The sequence below is a fragment of the Pseudomonas arsenicoxydans genome, assembly GCF_900103875.1.
In the GTDB taxonomy this organism is placed as follows: domain Bacteria; phylum Pseudomonadota; class Gammaproteobacteria; order Pseudomonadales; family Pseudomonadaceae; genus Aquipseudomonas; species Aquipseudomonas arsenicoxydans.
Window position 1 is genome coordinate 605620 of record NZ_LT629705.1, and the last position, 21127, is coordinate 626746.

Here is a 21127-nt window from a genome sequence, read left to right on the forward strand (position 1 = left end):
GAGGTCTGATGATTCGTTTCCTGCTCCTGGGTTGCTGTCTGTTGCTGAGCGCTTGCGCCAGCCAGCCGCCGCTGCCCGAGCAAACCCCGAACCTGTCGTTGCCGCTGCAGTTGCACATTCAGCGCTTGGTCGCTGAGCAACGTCAGGACTGGGTGCTGGTTATCCAGCGTGAAGGCCCTGGCATCCGTTGGTCGATGATGGATTTGCTGGGCATTCCACAGGCTCGCCAGAAACTGATCGATGGCCAATGGAAAGCCGACGGCCTGTTGCCGCCGAACCCGGAAGCCCGGGAGCTATTCGCGGCGTTGCTGTTTGCACTGACACCCAAGGATGAACTGTCGGGCAACTATCCAACGGCTTGGCAACATGGCAGTCAACGCTCCTTGCCCACGCACTGGGACGTCCGTTATTCACAACCGATGAGCTTCGAATTGAACCTGCCCAAAGGTCCCAAGTATCAAGTCACGCCCTTGAGCGGAGACACGCCATGACCGCCTATCTGAACGCCCTCGGGGTGATCTGTGCCCTGGGTCGCGACAAAACAGAAGTCGCGCGCAATCTGTTTGCCGGTGATTGCTCCGGCATGCGCAGCGAGGCTGGCTGGGTCCCGGAGCGCTCATTGCCGGTGGCGGCGGTGCGTGGCGAATTGGCCTCGATTCCAGCGGAACTGGCTCAACAAAGCAGCCGCAACAACCAGTTGCTGCTGGAAGCCGCGTTGCAGATCCGCGACGACATCGATCGTGCGATCCAGACCTACGGCCGTGACCGTATTGGAGTGGTGCTGGGCACCAGTACGTCGGGCATCCATGAGGCCAGCCGTGGCCTGGCCCATTACATTCGCGAGCATCATTTCCCTGCCGATTACGACTATCAGCAGCAGGAGCTAGGCGCACCGGCCAATTTCCTCGCCGACTGGCTGCAATTGAGCGGCCCGGCTTATGTGATCTCGACCGCCTGCACCTCCAGCGCCCGGGCGCTGATGAGCGCCCAACGCCTGCTGGATCTGGGCGTTTGCGATGCGGTGCTGTGCGGCGGCGTCGACAGTTTGTGCAAATTGACCCTCAACGGCTTCTCGGCGTTGGAAGCGGTGTCCGAGCAACGTTGCAATCCGTTTTCAGTCAACCGCAACGGCATCAATATTGGTGAAGCCGCCGCGCTGTTTCTGATGAGCAAAAATGCCGGCGACGGCCAGCCGATTGCACTGCTAGGCAGCGGTGCCAGTTCCGATGCGCACCACATTTCTGCGCCGGAACCGACTGGCCGTGGGGCCTTGCAAGCCATGCGCAAAGCCTTGAGCCGAGCGAATCTGCAACCCGCTCAGATCGGTTACCTGAACCTGCATGGCACCGCGACCCAACACAACGACGCCATGGAAAGCCTGGCTGTGGCGGCGCTGTTCCCGCAAGGTGTGCCGTGTTCTTCAACCAAGCCGATGACCGGTCACACCCTTGGCGCCGCCGGTGCCCTGGAAGCGGCGTTCTGCTGGTTGAGCTTGAGCACAAACAACCGTGAGCAGGCCCTGGCGCCCCACGTCTGGGACGGCCAGCCTGATCCTGAACTGCCGGCGCTGGATTGGGTGACCCCGACCGATCGCCTGACGTCCATTGCACCTCGCTACTTGATGAGCAATTCCTTTGCCTTCGGTGGCAACAACGTCAGCCTGATAATCGGAGACGCCCCATGATTGACTGGCCGATCGCCGAACTGCTGCCGCACGCTGGCGACATGATCTTCATCGAACAGATTCTGGAATTCGATGACGACCAGATCCGCACACGCCTCACCGTCAGGCCCGATGGCCTGTTCAGCCGTGCCGACGGCAGCATGCCCGCCTGGGTCGGCATTGAACTGATGGCCCAGAGTGTCGCCGCGTACGCCGGTTGCCACGCGCGCCAGCGTGGCGATGGCGTGGTGCTGGGTTTTCTGCTCGGTACGCGCAAATTCGAATGCAACGTGGAGCACTTCCCCGTTGGCACCGAACTGACCATCCACGGGTTGCGCTCGCTGGAAGACGATAACGGCATGGGCGTGTTCGAATGCCACATCAACGCCCCAGGCATTCACGCCACCGCCCGTCTGAACGTGTTTCGCCCACCTCAGGCCGCTCAATATCTTCATGAACCCGAAGGAGTCCAGTCATGACTGAATCCGTACTGGTCACTGGCTCCAGCCGTGGCATCGGCCGCGCCATCGCGCTGCGCCTGGCCCAGGCAGGGCATGACATTGTCCTGCATTGCCGCAGCGGTCTGGCGGACGCCGTGATCGTTCAAGGCGAAATCCAGGCGCTGGGGCGCCAGGCGCGCATTCTGCAATTCGACGTGTCCGACCGCGCCAGCTGCAAAGCCATTCTCGAAGCTGACGTTGAAGCCCATGGCGCCTACTACGGTGTCGTGCTCAACGCCGGCCTGACCCGCGACGGTGCTTTTCCAGCACTGAGCGAGGATGATTGGGATGTGGTGATGCGCACCAACCTCGACGGTTTCTACAATGTGCTGCACCCGGTGATGATGCCGATGATTCGTCGTCGTGCTGCCGGGCGGATTGTCTGCATCACCTCGGTATCCGGCCTGATCGGCAACCGCGGCCAGGTCAACTACAGCGCGTCCAAGGCCGGTCTGATCGGCGCGGCGAAAGCGTTGGCGATCGAACTGGGCAAGCGCAAAATCACCGTTAACTGTGTCGCACCCGGCCTGATCGACACGGCAATGCTCGACGAAAACGTGCCGGTGGAAGAACTGATGAAAATGATTCCCGCACAACGCATGGGCACCCCGGAAGAGGTGGCCAGCGCGGTGAATTTCCTGATGTCGGCGGAAGCGTCGTACATCACCCGGCAGGTTCTGGCCGTCAACGGAGGCCTGTGCTGATGAAGCGCGTCGTCGTCACCGGCATGGCCGGCATCACCTCACTGGGCAGCGACTGGGCAACCATCGCCGCCAACTTCGCGGCCAACCGCAGTGGCATTCGCCGGATGGACGAGTGGGATCGCTTTACCGAACTCAACACGCGTCTGGCCGGGCCCATCGACGACTTCAAGGTGCCCAGCCACTGGACCCGCAAACAACTGCGCAGCATGGGCCGGGTCTCACGCCTGGCGGTCGGCGCGGCGGAACAGGCGCTGGCCGATGCCGGGCTGTTGGGTGACGAGTCGATCAAGGACGGGCGCATGGGCGTCTCCTGTGGCTCGTCCACCGGCAGCACCGACGAGATCAAGGCATTCGGCAACATGTTGCTCAACTCGGTGGCCGAGGGCCTGAACGCCAACTCCTACGTGCGGATGATGCCGCACACCACCGCGGCCAATATCAGCATCTTCTTTGGTCTCACCGGCCGGCTGATCCCGACCTCCAGCGCCTGCACCAGCGGCAGCCAGGGCATCGGCTACGCCTACGAGTCGATCAAATTCGGCCGCCTGCCTCTGATGCTCGCCGGCGGCGCCGAAGAGCTGTGCCCGACCGAAGCCATGGTCTTCGACGCGCTCTACGCCACCAGCCTGAAAAACGACGCCCCGCAGACCTCTCCGCGCCCCTACGACAGCGCCCGCGATGGCCTGGTGATCGGCGAAGGCGGAGGCATGCTGGTGCTTGAAGAACTCGAACACGCACTGGCTCGCGGTGCGCGCATCCACGCCGAACTCGTCGGCTTCGGCAGCAACGCCGACGGCCAGCACGCCACCCGACCGGAACAGATCACCATGCGCCGGGCCATGGAACTGGCGCTGGAAGATGCCGGGCTGCAGCCGTCGGACATCGGCTACGTCAATGGTCACGGCACCGCGACTGAACAGGGCGACATCGCCGAAACACTGGCAACCAGTGCGCTGTTCGGCGAACACATGCCGATCAGTTCGCAAAAGAGCTTCCTCGGTCATACCCTGGGTGCGTGCGGAGCACTGGAGTCCTGGTTCAGCATCGAAATGATGAACCGCGACCTGTATGTGCACACGTTCAACCTTGACGATGTCGATCCGCTCTGCGGCAAGCTCGACTACCTGCGCGGCGAGTTCCGGCAGATGAGTAATGAATACGTGATGAACAACAACTTTGCTTTTGGTGGCGTCAACACCTCGTTGATTTTCCGTCGCTGGCACTGATCCGGACACGTTTGGAGTAAAGGGAATGACTCAGTTTCAGCGTATCGCCGCGCTGTGTGCCGTGGCCGTCGCGCTAAGCGGTTGCACCAGCAGTCCGGTGTACACCGCCAAGGAAACTTTCCCCAGCGACCGGGGTTTTAGCAACGACCGGATGAGCCGCGCCATTGTCACCGCGCTGATGGAACGCCAATGGGTCGTGCAATCGGCGCGTCCGGGCATGATCAAGGCCGCCATCACCGTGCGTGATAAACACCACGCCGAGATCGACATCCCCTACACGCCGACCTCGTTTGAAATGGACTACCGCGACAGCCGCGGCCTGGACTACAAGGACGGTCGCATCCACGGCACCTACAACCGCTGGATCAACTACTTGCGTGATGACGTGATCAAGCAACTGGCCTCCGACCAGGACGTCGATCAGGTCATCGCCTCGCAAGGCGCCTATGAACCCACCTTCCGGGACTTCCAGGAAGGCGTGAAACGCGCCACCGACGTCGGCCTACTGGACGGTAGCGTCAAGTTCTACCTGGCCGGAGAAACGCTGCCAGCGCAGGCACGCAAACTGACCCCCGTGAGCAGCAGCCGACGAACCGACAACGAAGACAAGTCTGACGAAGACGCCTGCTTCTGGGCGTTGCAATCGACCTTGGCGACGTTGCAGAGCAAAGCCAAAAAGGCCGGTGCCAACGCGGTGATCAACATCGCCGGAATCAACAAGCGCGACCTGAGCCAAGACACCGGGAAATACCAGTGCGCAGCCGACGGGGCGACAATACCGGGGTTGGAGGCGCTTAAGCCTGTAGTGACCGGGGTGGGTTTGCGAGGGGAGTTGGTAAAGGTTGACTGAGGTGAGCACCTCGGAAACGACAAGGGGCGCCTTTCGGCGCCCCTTCACAAACAGGTCGGCTTGTCATCGCCCGGTACCTGTCTGGCTCTGCGATGGCTGATTGCCCAGGATCCTCAGAGTCTCACAAGCCCCTTTCGGGAACGGTCCAGATGCTTACTGAGCCTGAATCAATTTGCTCTCGGCAACGCCCGCGCGACCAGTCTTGTCGTCGACGACTTGCAGGCTATTGCGCGCCTTGATGAAGCCCACTTTCACTTCCTGCCAGACAAAATAGTTTTTGCCGGCTTCTGCAGTGAGTTTCAGTTCGGAATCGTTTTCCGCCGAAGACACCAAGGTCTGCTGACCCGCCGGGACGGCCAACATCAGGTAAGACTTGGCGACGGTCTGACCGACCGGTTTGCCATTGAGCGTCACCGGCATTTTCACCCCGGCACCCATGCTTTCATTGCGATAAACATAGATGTTGGCTTTGTCGGGGCTTACCTGGAACGTCTTCGCTTGAGCGTCTTGGGTTTCATCAGCCATTTTTACCGAAGCACAACCACCGGTCAGCGCCATCAAGGCCAGCAAAGCGGTGAACGTTAACTGCTTGAACATCCTGTATCTCCATAGTGTGTGATGAGTCCAATGACAGTTATCGGCCGATTAGAAAAAAGACTAAGAGAAACATCGACAAATTTTGAGCCCCTAAGGCGTCAGCTTCCTCGTCAACAGCTCCACAAACGCCTTGGCCATTGGCGATTTCTGATCCTTGCGTTGCACCAGCCAAACCGCTGACACCGCCTCTGGATCGAGCAACGGCCGGTACACCACGCCGTCAATACGCATCCGCTGATAAGACGCCGGCAGTACCGACACGCCCAGTCCCGCCGCCACCAATCCGATAATCGTCATCGCCTCACCCGCCTCTTGCGCAAAGTGCGGGCTGAAACCGGCATCCCGCGCCAGACTGAGCAATTGTGCGTACAGACCACTGCCATAACTGCGTGGGAAAAATACGAAGGGTTCGAGGGCCAATGCCGACAGGAACAACCCCTCTTCACTGCCGTTCACCAGCGGATGCTTGGAGCTGAGCACGGCCACCAGGGGTTCACGCATCAATTCCACCACGCTGAGGGAGTCCGGCAACCCCAGCGGTCGCATGATCCCGACCTCGATCGACTCATCCACCAGCGCATCGGCCACTTGGGTGCTGATCATCTCCCGCAGGTTCAAATGCACGGCCGGGAAACGCTGGCGGAATGAAAAAATCGCCTGGGGAATGGTCGAGTTGAACGGGGCCGACGAGGTGAAGCCGATTTTCAGTTCACCCAATTCTCCAAGCTGCGCACGACGCGCCACGTCAGCGGCTTTATCAACCTGCGCCAGCACCAATCGCGCCTCTTCCAGGAACAACCGACCCGCCTCGCTGAGCTCGACCCGACGATTGGTACGCTCGAACAGCCGCGCACCGACTTCCTGCTCCAGCGCTTGAATCTGCTGGCTCAATGGCGGTTGCGAGATGCCCAGCACCTGGGCGGCGCGGCCGAAGTGCAGTTCTTCGGCGACGGCGATGAAGTAGCGCAGGTGACGCAATTCCATGAAAACTCCATTAGGTCGTTAAACCTATCAAACAGGTCGAACAATATATTGGATTGAATCATTAGCCAGCTATATGCTTTTTTCATTGCCTGACCGGCTGCGTCCTCCGAGGTCTGAAGTGAAAACTGCTGTCGTCCCCCTTGCCCATGAAGTTCCGCCCGCTGCGGTAGACGATGTCGTCGCCGAATTGAAGGAGATCTACATCGAAAAAGGCACGCCGATGTTCATGCGCACGGTGCTGGCGCTGTTCTGCGGCGGTTTCGCGACGTTCGCCTTGCTCTACTGCGTGCAGCCGATGATGCCGCTGTTGTCCCACGAGTATTCGATCAATGCGGCGCAGAGCAGCCTGATCCTGTCGGTGGCCACCGGCATGCTGGCGATTGGTTTGCTGATCACCGGGCCGATCTCCGACCGTGTTGGACGCAAACCGGTGATGGTCGCGGCACTGTTCGCTGCCGCGTTGTGCACCATGGCGAGCGCGATGATGCCGAGCTGGCAAGGCGTTTTGGTGATGCGCGCGCTGATCGGGTTGTCGTTGAGCGGCCTGGCAGCGGTTGCCATGACCTACCTGAGCGAAGAGATCCACCCGCAGCACATCGGCCTGGCGATGGGGCTGTACATCGGCGGCAACGCGATTGGCGGGATGAGCGGACGCTTGATCACCGGTGTGTTGATCGACTTCGTCAGCTGGCACACCGCGATGCTGGTGATCGGCAGCCTGGCGCTGATCGCGGCGGCAGTGTTCTGGAAAATCCTTCCCGAATCGCGAAACTTCCGCGCCCGCTCACTGCACCCGCGCAGCCTGCTCGATGGCTTCACCATGCACTTTCGCGATGCCGGCCTGCCGCTGCTGTTCCTTGAAGCTTTTGTGTTGATGGGCGCGTTTGTCACGCTGTTCAACTACATCGGTTATCGCCTGCTGGCCGAGCCCTACCATATGGATCAGGTGTTCGTCGGGCTGCTGTCGGTGGTGTACCTGTCGGGCATCTACAGCTCGGCGAAAATCGGTTCGCTGGCTGACAAGCTCGGTCGGCGCAAAGTGCTCTGGGCGACGATCGTGCTGATGCTGGCCGGCCTTGCCCTGACGATGTTCACGCCATTGCCGCTGGTGATCATCGGCATGCTGATCTTCACATTTGGCTTCTTTGGTGCGCACTCCGTAGCCAGCAGCTGGATCGGGCGCCGGGCGGTCAAAGCCAAGGGGCAGGCTTCGTCGCTGTATTTGTTCAGCTATTACGCCGGGTCGAGCATCGCCGGGACGGCGGGCGGGGTGTTCTGGCACATGGGCGGGTGGAACGGCATCGGGTTGTTCATTGGCGGGTTGCTGGTGATTGCGCTGTTGGTGGCGTTGAAGCTGGCGAAGTTGCCGCCGTTGGGCGGCGTCAAAGCCTGACACCTATCCCTGTGGGGAGTGAGCCTGCTCGCGATGGCGGCGTATCAGACAACATTGATGTTGAATGTCATGGCCTCATCGCGAGCAGGCTCACTCCCACAAGGACCGAGTGTTGCCTGAGATCTCCATACAAAAACGCCCGGCATAAGCCGGGCGTTTTTATTGGGCGACGATCACTCGTGATACTGCGCCGACAACTCATGCACCGCGCGCAGGAATGCACCCGCGTGTTCCGGATCAACTTCCGGCGTGATGCCATGGCCGAGGTTGAACACGTGGCCGCTGCCTTTGCCGTAGCTGGCGAGGATCCGGCCGACTTCGGTGCGAATGGCTTCTGGCTTGGCATAGAGCACGGTCGGGTCCATGTTGCCTTGCAGCGCAACTTTGTTGCCAACGCGCTGGCGGGCTTCGCCGATGTCGCAGGTCCAGTCCAGGCCAAGGGCATCAGCGCCAACGTCGGCGATGCTTTCCAGCCACAGGCCGCCGTTCTTGGTGAACAGGATGACCGGAACCTTGCGTCCTTCGTGTTCACGGATCAGGCCGCTGACAATTTTGCGCATGTAGGCCAGGGAGAATTCCTGGTACGCCGCCGCCGAGAGGTTGCCACCCCAGGTGTCGAAAATCTGCACCGCTTGTGCGCCGGCCATGATCTGGCCATTGAGGTAGCTGGTGACCGACTGCGCGAGCTTGTCCAGCAGCAGGTGCATGGCTTGCGGGTTGTCGTAGAGCATGGCCTTGGTCTTGCGGAAGTCTTTCGACGAACCGCCTTCGACCATGTAGGTGGCCAGGGTCCATGGGCTGCCGGAGAAGCCGATCAGTGGCACGCGACCGTTCAGTTCGCGGCGGATGGTGCTGACCGCGTCCATGACGTAGCCGAGGTCTTTGTGTGGATCAGGGATCGGCAGGGCTTCGATGTCGGCCAGGGTGCTGACGACTTTCTTGAAGCGCGGACCTTCACCGGTTTCGAAGTACAGGCCTTGGCCCATCGCATCGGGGATGGTGAGGATGTCGGAGAACAGGATCGCCGCGTCCAGTTGCGGATAGCGGTCGAGCGGCTGCATCGTGACTTCGCAAGCGAACTCCGGGTTCATGCACAGGCTCATGAAGTCACCGGCCTTGGCACGGCTGGCGCGGTATTCCGGCAGGTAGCGACCGGCCTGACGCATCATCCACACAGGGGTGACGTCTACGGGTTGCTTGAGCAGGGCGCGAAGGAAACGGTCGTTCTTCAGGGCAGTCATGTCGGCATCCGGAAAAAAAGTGCGGGCATTTTCTCAGAGCGCGACGCAGAAAGACAGCCACAAGCGGCAAGCTAAAAGCCGCAAGTCAAAAGCGCCGTGGCTTTGAACTTGCAGCTAATAGCTTGAAGCTTGCCGCTGGCGTCGTCAGACGCCCAGGTAATCGAGGATCCCTTCAGCCGCATTGCGGCCTTCGAAGATCGCCGTCACCACCAGGTCAGAACCGCGAACCATATCGCCGCCGGCGAAGATTTTCGGGTTGCTGGTCTGGTGCTTGTACTTCCCTTGTTCCGGGGCCACGACGCGGCCCTGGCTGTCGGTCTGGATGCTGTGCTGCTCGAACCACGAGGCCGGGCTTGGGCGGAAACCGAAGGCGATGACCACAGCGTCGGCCGGGATGATCTCTTCAGAACCCGGGATCGGCTCAGGGCTGCGACGGCCACGGGCGTCCGGCTCGCCGAGACGGGTCTCGACCACCTTCACGCCTTCGACGCGGTCTTCACCGACGATGGCGATCGGCTGGCGGTTGTAGAGGAATTTCACGCCTTCTTCCTTGGCGTTCTTCACCTCTTTGCGCGAACCCGGCATGTTTGCTTCGTCGCGACGATAAGCACAGGTCACCGACTTGGCGCCCTGACGAATCGAAGTACGGTTGCAGTCCATCGCAGTGTCGCCACCACCCAGCACCACAACCTTCTTGCCTTTCATGTCGACGAAATCTTCCGGCGACTTTTCAAAGCCCAGGTTGCGGTTGACGTTGGCGATCAGGAAGTCGAGCGCGTCATGCACGCCCGGCAGGTCCTCACCGGCAAAGCCGCCCTTCATGTAGGTGTAGGTGCCCATGCCCATGAACACGGCATCGTATTCTTCGAGCAGCTGCTCGACGGTCACGTCCTTGCCCACTTCGGTGTTCAGGCGGAACTCGATGCCCATGCCGGTGAAGACTTCGCGACGATTGCTCAGCACGGTCTTTTCCAGCTTGAACTCGGGGATGCCGAAGGTCAGCAGGCCACCGATTTCCGGGTTCTTGTCGAACACCACCGGCGTCACGCCACCACGTACCAGCACGTCGGCACAACCCAGGCCGGCCGGGCCTGCGCCGATGATTGCAACACGCTTGCCGGTCGGCTTGACCTTGGACATGTCCGGGCGCCAGCCCATGGCGAACGCGGTGTCGGTGATGTACTTCTCGACCGAACCGATGGTCACCGCGCCAAAACCGTCGTTAAGGGTGCAGGCACCCTCGCACAGACGGTCCTGCGGGCACACCCGGCCGCAAACTTCCGGCAGGGTGTTGGTCTGGTGCGACAGCTCGGCGGCCTGGAGGATATTGCCCTCGGCCACCAGCTTCAGCCAGTTAGGAATGAAGTTGTGCACCGGGCACTTCCACTCACAATACGGGTTACCGCAACCCAGGCAGCGGTGGGCCTGATCGGCCGAATGCTGGGGTTTGAAGGGTTCGTAGATCTCCACGAACTCTTTCTTGCGTTGACGCAACAGTTTCTTCTTCGGATCCTTGCGCCCGACATCGATGAACTGGAAGTCGTTATTTAGACGTTCGGCCATCTTCAAAACCTCGTACACGACAGCTCCAAGCTACAAGCTTCGAGCTGCAAGAAAATCAAATTAATCCGCCACACCGCGCACGGCCTCAAGCTTGCTGCTTGAAGCTTGCCGCTTGCAGCTGCGTCGTTTATTGCGGACTCGCACGAGTACTCGAGAGCAGAGATTTCAGACTCGCTGCCTTCGGTTTGACGAGCCAGAAACGACGCAAATAGTCATCGAGGTTTTCAGCGAGGTTACGACCCCACTCGCTGTCGGTTTCCTCGACGTATTCGTTCAGCACGCGTTGCAAGTGGCTGCGGTAGGCTTCCATCGCCTCACCGCTGATCCGCTGGATTTCCACCAGTTCGTGGTTGACCCGGTCAACGAAGGTGTTGTCCTGGTCGAGCACGTAGGCGAAACCGCCAGTCATGCCTGAGCCGAAGTTGTAACCGGTCTTGCCCAGAACGCAGACGAAACCACCGGTCATGTACTCGCAGCAGTGATCGCCAGTGCCTTCCACAACCGTGTGGGCACCGGAGTTACGTACCGCAAAACGCTCACCCGCGGTGCCGGCGGCGAACAGCTTGCCACCGGTAGCGCCATAGAGGCAGGTGTTGCCGATGATGGCACTGTCCTGAGTCTTGTAGACGCTGCCTTTCGGCGGAACGATGACCAGTTTGCCGCCGGTCATGCCTTTGCCGACGTAGTCGTTGGCGTCGCCTTCCAGGTACATGTTCAGGCCACCGGCGTTCCACACGCCGAAGCTCTGACCGGCCGTCCCTTTGAAGCGGAAGGTGATCGGCGCGTTCGCCATGCCTTGGTTGCCGTGTTTGCGAGCGATTTCACCGGAGATCCGAGCGCCGATCGAACGGTCGCAGTTGCAGATATCCAGCGCGAAATCGGCGCCGCTCATGTCGTTGATGGCCGAAGTGGCCATGTCGACCATTTTCTCGGCCAGCAGGCCTTTGTCGAACGGCGGGTTGCGGTCGACCTGGCAGAACTGAGGTTTGTCTGCCGGGATGTGATCGCTGCCCAGCAACGGGGTCAGGTCCAGGTGTTGCTGCTTGGCGGTCTGACCTTCGAGGATTTCCAGCAGATCGGTACGACCGATCAGCTCTTCGAGGGAGCGCACGCCCAGCTTGGCCAGCCACTCACGGGTTTCTTCGGCGACGTAGGTGAAGAAATTCACCACCATGTCGACGGTGCCGATGTAGTGATCCTTGCGCAGCTTCTCGTTCTGAGTCGCGACGCCGGTGGCGCAGTTGTTCAGGTGGCAGATGCGCAGGTATTTGCAGCCCAGCGCAATCATCGGCGCGGTGCCGAAGCCGAAGCTTTCAGCGCCGAGGATGGCCGCCTTGATCACGTCGAGGCCGGTTTTCAGGCCGCCGTCGGTCTGCACCCGGACTTTGCCGCGCAGGTCGTTGCCGCGCAGGGTCTGGTGGGTTTCGGCCAGGCCGAGCTCCCACGGAGCGCCCGCGTATTTGATCGAGGTCAGCGGCGATGCACCGGTGCCACCGTCGTAGCCGGAAATGGTGATCAAGTCCGCGTAGGCTTTGGCCACACCGGCGGCGATGGTGCCGACGCCCGCTTCTGCTACCAGCTTCACCGAGACCAGGGCCTTCGGGTTGACTTGTTTCAGGTCGAAAATCAGCTGCGACAAGTCTTCGATCGAATAGATGTCGTGGTGCGGCGGTGGCGAAATCAGGGTCACGCCCGGCACTGCGTAACGCAGCTTGGCGATCAGACCGTTAACTTTGCCGCCCGGCAACTGACCACCTTCGCCAGGCTTGGCGCCCTGAGCGACCTTGATCTGCAGCACTTCAGCGTTGACCAGGTATTCCGGGGTCACCCCGAAACGGCCAGTCGCGACCTGCTTGATTTTCGAGCTCTTGATGGTGCCGTAGCGCGCCGGGTCTTCACCGCCTTCGCCGGAGTTGGAACGCGCACCGAGGCGGTTCATGGCTTCGGCCAGGGCTTCGTGGGCTTCAGGCGACAGCGCACCGAGGGAGATACCGGCGGAGTCGAAGCGTTTGAGCACCGATTCCAGCGGTTCGATCTCGCTGATGTCCAGCGGTGTGTCCAGGGTCTTCACCTTGAACATGTCGCGGATCATCGACACCGGACGGTTGTCCACCAGCGCCGTGTATTCCTTGAACTTGCCGTAGTCGCCCTGCTGCACAGCGGCTTGCAGGGTGTTGACCACATCCGGGTTGTAAGCGTGATATTCGCCACCGTGGACGAACTTCAGCAGACCACCTTGCTGGATTGGCTTGCGCGGGCTCCAGGCTTCGGCAGCGAGGGCTTTCTGTTCGGCTTCGATGTCGACGAAACGCGCGCCCTTGATACGGCTTGGCACGCCACGGAAGCTCAGTTCGCAAACTTCTTCGGACAGGCCGATGGCTTCAAACAGCTGCGCACCGCGATACGAGGTGATGGTCGAGATGCCCATCTTCGACAGGATCTTCAACAGGCCTTTGGTGATGCCTTTGCGGTAGTTCTTGAACACCTCATAGAGGTCGCCCAGCACTTCACCGGTGCGGATCAGGTCGCCCAGCACTTCGTAGGCCAGGAACGGATAGACCGCCGAGGCGCCGAAACCGATCAATACCGCGAAGTGATGCGGGTCGCGAGCGGTAGCGGTTTCCACGAGGATGTTGGAGTCGCAACGCAGGCCTTTTTCGGTCAGGCGGTGATGCACCGCGCCGGTGGCGAGCGAAGCGTGGATCGGCAGTTTGCCCGGAGCAATGTGACGATCACTCAGCACAACCTGGGTACGACCGGAACGCACGGCTTCTTCAGCCTGATCGGCGACGTTGCGGATGGCCGCTTCGAGGCCGACGCTTTCATCGTAGTTGAGGTCGATGATCTGGCGTTCGAAGCCCGGACGATCGAGGTTCATCAGCGAGCGCCACTTGGCCGGGGAAATGACCGGCGAGCTGAGGATCACTCGCGAGGCGTGTTCCGGCGACTCCTGGAAAATGTTGCGCTCGGCACCGAGGCAGATTTCCAGCGACATGACGATGGCTTCACGCAGCGGATCGATCGGCGGGTTGGTGACCTGCGCGAACTGCTGGCGGAAATAGTCGTACGGCGTGCGCACGCGCTGGGACAGCACGGCCATCGGCGTATCGTCGCCCATCGAGCCCACGGCTTCGTAGCCCTGCTCGCCGAGCGGACGCAGCACCTGATCGCGTTCTTCGAACGTGACCTGATACATCTTCATGTACTGCTTGAGCTGATCGACGTCGTAGAAAGCCGAACCGTGGTCGTTGTCTTCCATGGTCGCCTGGATGCGCAGAGCGTTCTTGCGCAGCCATTGCTTGTACGGATGACGGGACTTCAAGCGGTTGTCGATGGCGTCGGTGTCGAGGATCTGACCGGTTTCGGTGTCCACGGCAAAGATCTGGCCCGGACCTACGCGGCCCTTGGCGATCACGTCTTCAGGCTGGTAGTTCCAGACACCGATTTCCGAAGCCAGGGTGATGAAACCGTTCTTGGTGGTGACCCAACGCGCCGGACGCAGACCGTTACGGTCGAGCAGGCACACCGCGTAGCGACCGTCGGTCATTACCACGCCGGCCGGGCCGTCCCACGGTTCCATGTGCATCGAGTTGTATTCGTAGAACGCCCGCAGATCCGGGTCCATGGTTTCGACGTTCTGCCACGCTGGCGGAATGATCATCCGCACGCCACGGAACAGGTCGATGCCACCGGTGACCATCAGCTCGAGCATGTTGTCCATGCTGGAGGAGTCGGAACCGACGCGGTTGACCAGCGGGCCGAGCTCTTCGAGATCGGGCATCAGGTCGTTGGCGAACTTGGTGCGACGGGCCACGGCCCAGTTGCGGTTGCCGGTGATGGTGTTGATCTCGCCGTTGTGCGCCAGGAAGCGGAACGGTTGAGCCAACGGCCATTTCGGCAGGGTGTTGGTGGAGAAGCGCTGGTGGAACACGCAGATCGCGGTTTGCAGGCGCTGGTCGCTCAGGTCTGGATAGAAGGCGGTCAAGTCCGCCGGCATCATCAGGCCTTTATAAATGATGGTCTTGTGGGAAAAGCTGCAGATGTAGTGATCGACGTCGGCGGCGTTGGCCACGGACGAGCGACGACGGGAACTGAACAGCTTGATCGCCATGTCCTGATCGCTCAGGCCTTCACCACCGATGAACACTTGTTCGATCTGCGGCAGACGCTCGAGGGCCAGGCGGCCGAGGACACTGGTGTCGATCGGCACTTTGCGCCAGCCGACGAGGGTCAGGCCCGCAGCCAGGATCTCGCGGTTCATGTTCTCGCGAGCGGCTTCGGCTTTGACCGGGTCCTGGTTGAAGAAGACCATGCCCACGGCATATTGCTTGGGCAGTTCGACGCCGAAGGTTTCCTGGGCGATGGCTCGCAGGAACACGTCCGGCTTTTGAATCAGCAGACCGCAACCGTCACCGGTCTTGCCGTCGGCGTTGATCCCACCGCGGTGGGTCATGCAGGTCAGGGCCTCGATGGCCGTTTGCAAAAGGGTATGACTGGGCTCGCCCTGCATATGGGCTATCAGGCCGAAACCGCAGTTATCCTTGAATTCATCTGGTTGGTACAGACCTGCTTTCATAGACACTTTCTCACCAGGCTGCCTCTCAACGAGGCAAATTTCTTTTCAATTCAACCGCTTACCATCCGCGCCGAACGAACGTCAGCTTTGCGGGGGCAAAAGGGAGGTCATTGTACACACCGACACAGAGGCTCACAAATTTGACGACGAACTGTCGCAAATCTATGTCGCATTTGTGAAAGGTTTAAAGCGATATGCTGTGCTAGTCAAAACTTTTTTAATTTTGACCGCAACGACTCAAAGACCACTATGACGCAGACACCACAAGGCACGCGGTCTGTAGAGACGGCATGCGCTTGTAGAAATTTTGAGGTGCTTGGAGAGGCGGCCTGGGTAAGGCCGCCGAATCTTCAGCGAGTTGTTGCCAGTTCCTGTTGGACGCTGGCGACAGTGCGAGGCCAAGGTTTACCAGCCTGAACCTTCGCTGGCAAGGCCTTGATGGCGGTAACGGCTGCATCGCGGTTGGCGAAGTTACCGTAGGTGATGACGTAAAGCGGTTTGCCGTTGAGGACTTTCTTGAAATAACGGTACTCGCCGCCCTGCTCTTTCACGAAGTTTTGCGCGGCCGTTTCAGAGCTGGTACCGAGAATCTGCACCACGTAGTTGCTGGTCGGCTGCCCGGCGTACCAGGTGCCACCGGCGCCTTTCGCTGCAGCTGCGGGCTTCTCGGCAGGTTTCTCTGCAGGTTTGGCGGTAGCCACGGCGGCTGGCTTGGCAGGCGCTGGAGCCGGCTTCACGGCAGGCGCGGTCGGGACCGGCTTGGCTGTCGCCACCTGAGTCGGCGCAGGAGTCGGTTTGGCGGCAGGCGTTGGTGCAGGACCAGGCTGGATACCCGCAGGCGGCGCAGTGGTGGTCACGGTAGGCGGTTTAGCGCTGGAACCTTCCACCGGCACGCCGTCGTCACCTTCCGTGATACCGCCAGCCGCTTCGGCCAACGGACCGCGCATGACCGGTTGCGAGTTGCCGACCAGCGGCAATGGCATCGGTTGTGTGTTACCGGCGAATTCGACGGATGGTGCACCGCCGCTATTGGGTTTTGGCGCGCCCTGGCCGAGCGGCAATTGCGCCTGTTCGTTGGCAGGAGCGCCAGTGGTCGGTGCTTTGCTGCGACCTGGCATCAACCAGGCGGCGGCTACCGCGACCACGACGACGGCGGATATCGCCAATACGTGTTTCTTCGGCATGTTGAACCCCATACTTGGACGCTTGACCGCTGAGCGGCTGGCAATCATGGCTTCGATCATTGCATCGCGGGCGACCTGGTTGATATTGCCAGGCCAACCGTCGGAGCTTTCGTGAATATCAGAGATCTGATCTGCGGTAAAAAGTTCGATGCCCCGGCCGGCGCCTTCAAGGCGCTGGTCAAGATATTCGCGAGTTTCTTCTTCAGTGTATGGCTGCAATTCGATGACGTGGAAACGCTCTTCCTCAAGGCTTAGCGCATCAAGTTGAGCAATCAGCGAGGACTCACCGAACAGGAACACGTGCGGCCGACCTTCCGGCGCGCCAGCGGCGAGCGCCAGCAAGGCTTCCAGTGCGGACTCGTCGAGCTGCTCGGCGTCATCCACCAGCAAATAGACTTCCTGCCCTGTCAGCGCCAACTGCACCACTTGAGACAGGATCGCGCCGATTTCAGCCTGTTCGACGTTCAGGGCCTGAGCCACCTGACGCAGCACACCAGCCGCATCACCGGCGCCACGGGCGGAAACCACCACGCTCTGCACCGATTGTTTGTTGGTGCTGGCCACCAGCGCCTGACGCAACAGGGTCTTGCCACTGCCTTGCGGGCCGGTGACCACTAGCAGCAACTGGCTGTAACGCGCCAGGTGATGCAGTTGTCCCAGCACCGGTTTGCGCTGGGCCGGGAAGAATTTGAAACCAGGCACCCGTGGAGCAAAAGGGTCATGGCTTAACTGGTAATGGCCGAGGAAAGCCTCGTCGGCATGCAAACTAGTCATCGGGATCTTATTAACCTTTAAGCTGAGCCAGGGCGCGGTAATCCGCTCCCAGCGTGGCCTGTAAAACCTCTTTCGGATAATCGTCGGTCACCACCGCTTCGCCCATGTGGCGCAGCAGCACCAGGCGCAAACGACCGTCGATCACTTTCTTGTCAATTGCCATGTGTTCGAGAAAATCGGCTTCGGTCATCTCTTCAGGCGGGATGACCGGCAATCCGGCGCGCTGGAACAGGCGAATACCGCGATCACGTTCCTGCTCGGTGATCCAGCCCAGGCGCGCAGACATTTCCAACGCCATTACGGTGCCAGCAGCCACAGCCTCGCCATGCAGCCAGACACCATAGCCCATATGAGTTTCGATAGCGTGGCCGAAGGTGTGACCCAGGTTCAAAGTGGCACGAACGCCGGTTTCCTTCTCGTCGGCACCGACCACTGCAGCCTTGGCCGCGCAAGAGCGCTCGATGGCATACGTCAGGGCCACCTGATCCAGGGCGCGCAGTCGATCGACGTTTTCTTCGAGCCAGGTCAGGAACGGCTCATCGCAGATCAGCCCGTACTTGATGACTTCCGCCAGCCCGGCAGAAAGTTCGCGGGGCGGCAGGGTATTGAGGGTGGCGGTATCGATCAGCACCACGTTCGGCTGATAAAACGCACCGACCATGTTTTTGCCCAGCGGATGGTTGATCCCGGTCTTGCCGCCCACCGAGGAGTCGACTTGCGACAGCAATGTGGTCGGAACCTGGATGAAGTCGACGCCACGCTGGTAACAGGCTGCGGCAAAACCGGCCATATCACCAATCACGCCACCACCGAGGGCGATCACCGTGGTGCGTCGATCGTGCCGTGCGGTCAGCAGGCCGTCGAAAATCAGTTGCAGGGTTTCCCAGGTCTTGAAGGCCTCGCCGTCTGGCAGCACCACGGAGATGACCGAGAATTGCGCGAGGCTGCGGGTCAGACGCTCCAGATAGAGCGGCGCAACGGTCTCGTTGGAGATGATCGCTACTTGCCGTCCGCGGATGTGCGGGGCCAGCAGCTCAGGCTGATCCAACAAACCTTCGCCAATATGAATCGGGTAGCTGCGCTCGCCTAAGTCGACCTTGAGTGTCTGCATGTGTCCCCACAGTGAAGATGAATCAGGCGTCCTGCCTTGAATTAACGAATGTCCACGATGCCTGTCGGTATGACGCCGTTTGGCGGCCATCCGCCACAACCTTGAGCGGTCGTGACAGGACGCCGAGGATAGCGCATTTCGCGCCGGGCATTAACGGGGAGGTAGCTGCTGCAAGCGCTCGAGAATGTCGAGCACCACCATTCGCGGCGGCCGCTCATCCGTTTCCACCACCAGGTCGGCGATTTCCCGATAAAGGGGGTCGCGGATCGCCAGCAAATCCCGAAGGGTCTTGGCCGGGTCGGCTGTACGCAACAGCGGCCGATTGCGATCGCGGGCAGTGCGGCCGACCTGCTGCTCGACGGAGGCATGCAGATAAACCACCCGACCACCGGCATGCAGTGCCCGACGATTGGCTTCGCGCATCACCGCGCCACCACCGGTCGCCAATACCACGCCGTCGCAGCCACACAGCTCGGCAATCATCGCCTGCTCGCGGTCACGGAAGCCCGGCTCGCCTTCTTTATCAAAAATCCACGGGATATTGGCACCCGTGCGCAATTCAATTTCCTTATCGGAATCTTTGAACGGCAGGCGCAGCTCTTTGGCCAGCAACCGGCCGATGGTGCTTTTTCCAGCCCCCATCGGTCCAACAAGAATCAAATTTCGCACAGAATCAATGACTCACAGCAATCGCCTGGTTATTCATGATACGCGGAGTGAGAAATACCAGCAGCTCGGATTTTTTCTCCGAAACCACGTCACGCCGGAAAAGGCGGCCAAGATACGGCACATCACCGAGAAATGGCACCTTATCTACAACCTTGCTCTGAGTATTTGAGAAAACTCCACCGATCACGATGGTCTCGCCGTCGTTGACCAACACCTTGGCATTGACTTCGTTTTTCTTGATCGGCGGCACATCCTGGACTTTGTTCAGGTAGTCCGGCTCATCCTTGGTGACCTTGACCTCCATGATGATGCGGTTGTCCGGGGTGATCTGCGGCGTCACTTCAAGCGACAGGGAGGCCTCCTTGAAAGACACCGAAGTCGCGCCACTGGAACTGGCTTCCTGATAGGGGATCTCGGTGCCCTTGAGGATTTTCGCGGTTTCCTTGTCGGACGTGACCACCTTCGGTTGCGAGACGATTTCGCCGTTACCGGTCTTCTCCATCGCCGTCAGCTCCAGGTCCAGCAACACATTGTCGGTGATGAAAGCGATGCCGATCCCCGAGGTATTGCCGGCTGCACCCAAGTCGACAAACGGCGAGTTGGTGCTGGTGCTGCCCGGTGTACCTACGGTCGTCGAGGAGCCACTCACCCCGGACGCGTTCCAGTTGCCCTTGTTCTGGGCCGAACCGCCCCAGCGCACGCCGAGGCTTTTGTCGTAGTCGACGTTGGCTTCGACGATTCGCGCCTCGATCATCACTTGGCGCACCGGGATATCCAGTTGCGCGACGATCCGGCGAAGCTCGTCGAGGCGGTCCTGGGTCTGGTAGGCGATGATGTTGTTGGTCCGCTCATCGACCGTGATGGACCCCCGCTCGTCGGCTTTCGCTTCGGCACTGGTTACCGAAGTGAACAGTTTGGCGATGTCGGCAGCCTTGGCGTAATTGACCTGCAGCAACTCCCGACGCAGCGGCGCGAGGTCGGAGATCTGCTTCTGCGATTCCAGCTCCTGGCGTTCGCGAGCGGCGATTTCATCGGCCGGCGCCACCAGCAGGACGTTGCCGATCTTGCGCTTGTCGAGGCCTTTGGTTTTCAGCACCAGATCCAACGCCTGATCCCAGGGGACGTTTTGCAAACGCAAGGTAATGCCGCCCTGCACGGTGTCACTGGCAACCAGGTTGAGGTTGGTGAAATCGGCGATCAACTGCAGCACCGAGCGCACATCGATGTCCTGAAAATTCAGCGAGAGCTTTTCACCGGTATAGGCAAAACGCTCGGCGTTGCGCTTTTGCAGGTCGTCGACGGTCATTGGCCGAATACTGACCGTCAGCTTGTTGTCGGTCTGGTAGGTCGAATAATCGAACGCTCCGCTGGGCTCGATGCTGATCGTGGCCCGATCGCCCGTGGCACTGGCGTTGACGAATTGAACCGGCGTGGCGAAATCCTTGACGTCCAGACGCACGCGCAACGGTTCAGGCAATTGGGTCCTGGCGAAACCAAGGATGATCTTGCCGTCGCGCTCCTGGATATCCGGGGCGATAGAAGGATCCGACAAGTCGATCACCACATTGCCTTCACCCTGGGTGCCGCGCTGGAAGTCCACACCGCGGATGGTTTTGCTGGTGGGTACATAGGCTTTCACCGGGGCGGGCTTTGCCGTCGCAACGCGGGGCGCACTGGCCGGCGGCCGAGGTGCCTTGGCACTGTTCCCCTGACCGATCACCACAATCAGCTTGTTGCCTTCGACCCGGGCGTTATACGGGGTCAGCTGGGTCAGGTTGATGATCAGCCGCGTACGATCGTTGGCCTCCACCACCGTCGCGCTGCGCGCATTGCCTCCGCCCAGATCGCGATTCTTGCTCGTCAGCTGATTGACCACGCCAGGCAGATCCAATGCGATTCGCGCAGGCGACTCGGTCGTGTATCCGTGGGGCTCTGGTGGCGGCCCATCGAAAGACAATTTCAACTCGACGCGATCACCCGGCAGCGCGGCGACATCCAGCGCCTTGAGGTTGGCCGCTTGTACCATCGGCGACAACAACGCTATCCATAGCGTGATACCGACGGTTGAGAAAATCCTGTTCATTGTTCGAGT

The 21127-nt window shown here is 60.4% G+C and carries 16 protein-coding genes; 7 read left to right on the forward strand and 9 right to left on the reverse strand.

Going from position 1 to position 21127, the window contains the following annotated elements; translation table 11 throughout:
- The first annotated feature begins 8 nt into the window (after positions 1 to 8).
- Genes BLQ41_RS02680 through BLQ41_RS02705 form a run of 6 tightly spaced genes read left to right on the forward strand, consistent with a single transcriptional unit; the run spans position 9 to position 4943 of the window.
- Entirely contained in the window at positions 9 to 491 is a 483-nt protein-coding gene (locus BLQ41_RS02680; RefSeq protein ID WP_090176541.1) for a hypothetical protein, read from the forward strand.
- Complete coding sequence (locus BLQ41_RS02685) at positions 488 to 1684, forward strand: beta-ketoacyl-[acyl-carrier-protein] synthase family protein (RefSeq protein ID WP_090176544.1); 1197 nt, start codon at positions 488 to 490, stop codon at positions 1682 to 1684. Before BLQ41_RS02680 ends, BLQ41_RS02685 begins: the two co-directional genes overlap by 4 nt.
- Positions 1681 to 2142 (forward strand): hotdog family protein, encoded by a 462-nt coding sequence (locus BLQ41_RS02690; protein WP_090176546.1) that lies wholly within the window; start codon positions 1681 to 1683, stop codon positions 2140 to 2142. Before BLQ41_RS02685 ends, BLQ41_RS02690 begins: the two co-directional genes overlap by 4 nt.
- Entirely contained in the window at positions 2139 to 2867 is a 729-nt protein-coding gene (fabG, locus tag BLQ41_RS02695) for a 3-oxoacyl-ACP reductase FabG (RefSeq protein ID WP_090176549.1), read from the forward strand. The genes BLQ41_RS02690 and fabG overlap by 4 nt, the downstream gene beginning before the upstream one ends.
- Entirely contained in the window at positions 2867 to 4093 is a 1227-nt protein-coding gene (locus tag BLQ41_RS02700) for a beta-ketoacyl-ACP synthase (RefSeq protein ID WP_090176551.1), read from the forward strand. Before fabG ends, BLQ41_RS02700 begins: the two co-directional genes overlap by 1 nt.
- 25 nt (positions 4094 to 4118) lie before the next feature.
- Entirely contained in the window at positions 4119 to 4943 is an 825-nt protein-coding gene (locus BLQ41_RS02705; protein ID WP_090176554.1) for a hypothetical protein, read from the forward strand.
- Positions 4944 to 5096: 153 nt separating this feature from the next.
- Here BLQ41_RS02705 and BLQ41_RS02710 read toward each other — a convergent pair whose 3' ends face one another.
- Both BLQ41_RS02710 and BLQ41_RS02715 read right to left on the reverse strand, forming a co-directional pair.
- The gene (locus tag BLQ41_RS02710; protein WP_090176556.1) at positions 5097 to 5540 is read right to left on the reverse strand and encodes a DUF2846 domain-containing protein; all 444 of its coding nucleotides are present in this window, start codon (positions 5538 to 5540) and stop codon (positions 5097 to 5099) included.
- Positions 5541 to 5630: 90 nt separating this feature from the next.
- Positions 5631 to 6524 carry a LysR family transcriptional regulator gene (locus tag BLQ41_RS02715; protein WP_090176558.1) on the reverse strand — a complete coding sequence of 298 codons (894 nt, stop codon included), beginning with the start codon at positions 6522 to 6524 and terminating at the stop codon, positions 5631 to 5633.
- Between the two features lie 118 nt (positions 6525 to 6642).
- Between BLQ41_RS02715 and BLQ41_RS02720 the strand changes: the two genes are divergently transcribed.
- Positions 6643 to 7917: an MFS transporter gene (locus BLQ41_RS02720; protein ID WP_090176561.1), complete on the forward strand. Its 1275-nt coding sequence runs from the start codon at positions 6643 to 6645 to the stop codon at positions 7915 to 7917.
- Positions 7918 to 8090: 173 nt separating this feature from the next.
- Here the strand turns inward: BLQ41_RS02720 and hemE are convergent, their stop codons facing one another.
- The 7 genes from hemE to pilQ form a co-directional block, all read right to left on the reverse strand.
- Positions 8091 to 9158 (reverse strand): uroporphyrinogen decarboxylase, encoded by a 1068-nt coding sequence (gene hemE / locus BLQ41_RS02725; RefSeq protein ID WP_090176564.1) that lies wholly within the window; start codon positions 9156 to 9158, stop codon positions 8091 to 8093.
- Between the two features lie 144 nt (positions 9159 to 9302).
- Entirely contained in the window at positions 9303 to 10721 is a 1419-nt protein-coding gene (locus BLQ41_RS02730; protein ID WP_090188343.1) for an FAD-dependent oxidoreductase, read from the reverse strand.
- A 127-nt stretch (positions 10722 to 10848) separates the two neighbouring features.
- Complete coding sequence (gene gltB / locus BLQ41_RS02735; RefSeq protein WP_090176566.1) at positions 10849 to 15297, reverse strand: glutamate synthase large subunit; 4449 nt, start codon at positions 15295 to 15297, stop codon at positions 10849 to 10851.
- Between the two features lie 350 nt (positions 15298 to 15647).
- Positions 15648 to 17255 carry an AAA family ATPase gene (locus BLQ41_RS02745; RefSeq protein WP_090176569.1) on the reverse strand — a complete coding sequence of 536 codons (1608 nt, stop codon included), beginning with the start codon at positions 17253 to 17255 and terminating at the stop codon, positions 15648 to 15650.
- Between the two features lie 10 nt (positions 17256 to 17265).
- The gene (gene aroB / locus BLQ41_RS02750; RefSeq protein ID WP_090176571.1) at positions 17266 to 18366 is read right to left on the reverse strand and encodes a 3-dehydroquinate synthase; all 1101 of its coding nucleotides are present in this window, start codon (positions 18364 to 18366) and stop codon (positions 17266 to 17268) included.
- A gap of 150 nt (positions 18367 to 18516) precedes the next feature.
- Positions 18517 to 19035, reverse strand: coding sequence for a shikimate kinase AroK (aroK, locus tag BLQ41_RS02755; RefSeq protein WP_027922095.1), 519 nt, complete (start codon positions 19033 to 19035; stop codon positions 18517 to 18519).
- A gap of 4 nt (positions 19036 to 19039) precedes the next feature.
- Positions 19040 to 21118 (reverse strand): type IV pilus secretin PilQ, encoded by a 2079-nt coding sequence (gene pilQ / locus BLQ41_RS02760; protein WP_090176573.1) that lies wholly within the window; start codon positions 21116 to 21118, stop codon positions 19040 to 19042.
- Positions 21119 to 21127 lie beyond the last annotated feature (9 nt).